Genomic DNA, 2,208 nt, shown 5'->3' on the forward strand with positions numbered 1-2,208 from the left:
CCCAACCCCAGACCGACAACAAGCCACAAACCACCCACGTGGCCTGACGTCTCATCCGGTTTGACAGGTTCCGCTCCGCTGCTGCGACCGAACCGAACGCCGCCTCCGCGGCACCCCCGACCCCGACACCGACTCACCGCTCTCGACCGTACGCCTCACCCCCTCGGGGATCGCGCCCGATCCCCTCTGCCTGCTGGACCGCGCCCGGCCCAGCCCCACAAATGAACGTTGCCTATTACTTGCTCCGCGCCAGTGAAGCCCCCGATACCTGCTGACGCCCCGACCCGTCCCGACAATCAAAAACGTTGATGCGGCGAACAGGCGCCTAAAAACACTGAACGTCATCCTGGACGAGCCCCCGAGCCAACGCCAGCATGGCGCTCGGCGTGGCGCACCTGGCCAACGGTCTCCAGATCGCCACCGACGAGTGCGAGCACAAGACCAGAGCGTCACGAGCCTCAGCGATACACATCCACGGCTTCCCCTGCCGGATGTCGCTGAGATCGCCTCACTACGGAGTGGACCGCTTCGACAGCAGCCCGGTCGCCGCCGCTTCGGCCACCTCGGCCGTCCGGCCACGAACCTCCAGGGTGGCCCAGCCGCCGGCCTCGCTTGTGCCTGGGCGACGGGTGACCCGCATAAGGTCGGCCACGAACCCGCTGGCCGAGGGGGACAGATCCAGCGCAGCCGATAGAACATCAACCGACCGTGCCATCGCCATCTCCGCAGTCACCGCCGTCGCCGTCGTGCCCACGGCGATCGTGATGGTGGTCCAGGTCGGCGGCAACTCCGCTGGGGACGGGGGCGCGTCGCCCGCGTCCGCGGCCAGCGTCATCAGCGCCTGCATGCCCGGCGGCAGCGCCCGGCCCTTGCTACCGGTCTGCTTGCGGTGGCGGCCGACGACACCGGTCACGTACTGCAGGGTCTGACGCGACAACGGCAGCGAAGAACGATAGAAAAGCATGTGAAGCCATAACAATGGGGTGGGCGGTCCAAGGGGCCCGGGGTGTGGCTTATGTGAAGGTGCCTCTGGTGGGGACGGTGGGTTGTGAGAGATCACCCGTCCTACCAGGGCTTCTTTATGTTTCCGGGTCCGCCACCGCCCGCGATCATGCTGTGATCACCCGTCCCCCACGCTGGTGAAAAACGTTCATTCTTGCCTCTCATTGAGGTCCTTCCAGAAGTGCCAACTCTCCTTTTGTGCCGGGTCAAGGTCGAGGGGCGGGACGCCAAGCAAGTATCTATGCGCCAGAGTGACCACCTCCTTCACGGATGCATCCGTCAGGCCATTGAAGTCCTCGACGGATACATCAAGCGTGAAATTGCATTGCGATTTGTCTTCGAGCACGGCTATGATGAGGCAACGGTATACGGAGCGCCCTTCCGTGCCGATGGCTGTGGCCATCAGCCTCGTTATACTGAACCCATTTCATCCTGTGGCGGCGGGCTGCTGGTCACAGCGTGATCGCGATGCGTCGGTTGGGGCATGACGTAGAGAGACCCCTGGTAGACGGGTTGATCACCACAATCACGTCGCCTGAACCAGAGGTCTCTACGTGCTGTTCTACCGCGCTGCCCTTGATTTGTCGCGTTCAACGCTGAACTACGTCGCCGGGCTGATCCGGCGGCGGCGAAAGGCGCTCGGGTCGGCCTGGCGGCTGCTCAACCCCGGCCGGCAGGCCCTCCTCGTGCTGGCCTACCTGCGTAAGGACGAGACGTTCGCCGAGATCAGCGCCGGGTTCGGTGTGTCTGCGGCCACCGCTTGGAGGTACGTGGAAGAGACCGTCATGCTGCTGTCAGCGCGCTCACCCAAGCTCGCGCAGGCCTTGCGGAAGGCTGACCGGGACGAGTTGACCCATCTGGTGCTGGACGGGACGCTCATCCGCACCGACCGGGTCCGGGCCGACCGTCCGTACTTCTCCGGCAAGCATCGGGTGCACGGGATGAACGTGCAAGTGATCGCCGGTCCGGACGGGACGATCCTGTGGACCTCGGGGGCGTTGCCCGGCAAGGTCCACGACCTGACCGCCGCTCGCGTGTGGGGCATCCTGCGGGAGTTGGAGAAGGCAGGCATACTCACTCTGGCCGACAAGACATCCCATGCGGTTAGCGTGTCAAGCCGCGGCGAGGGTGCGGGCTGCGAACGCGGTGGCCTCCTGGTAGGGCTGTTGGGTGTGCAGGCAGTGGTGCAGGCAGCCGAGCAGGCGG

General features: G+C 65.2%; 2 protein-coding genes and 1 pseudogene. 1 reads left to right on the plus strand and 2 read right to left on the minus strand.

What is annotated here, in order from left to right:
• Positions 1-826 precede the first annotated feature (826 nt).
• Both E1266_RS39755 and E1266_RS36895 read right to left on the minus strand, forming a co-directional pair.
• Positions 827-964 (minus strand): annotated as a pseudogene (locus E1266_RS39755) (IS5/IS1182 family transposase); the annotation flags it as partial.
• Positions 965-1,150: 186 nt separating this feature from the next.
• A complete protein-coding gene (locus E1266_RS36895; protein ID WP_132055172.1) occupies positions 1,151-1,405 on the minus strand; it encodes a hypothetical protein in 255 nt (84 codons plus the stop codon).
• A 151-nt stretch (positions 1,406-1,556) separates the two neighbouring features.
• On the opposite strand from E1266_RS36895, the gene E1266_RS36900 reads away from it, so the two are divergent.
• Positions 1,557-2,208, plus strand: a 652-nt coding sequence (locus E1266_RS36900; RefSeq protein WP_132055174.1) for a transposase family protein, incomplete at its 3' end; no start/stop codon positions are given.

The organism is Actinomadura sp. 7K534 (assembly GCF_004348575.1).
Lineage (GTDB): Bacteria > Actinomycetota > Actinomycetes > Streptosporangiales > Streptosporangiaceae > Spirillospora > Spirillospora livida.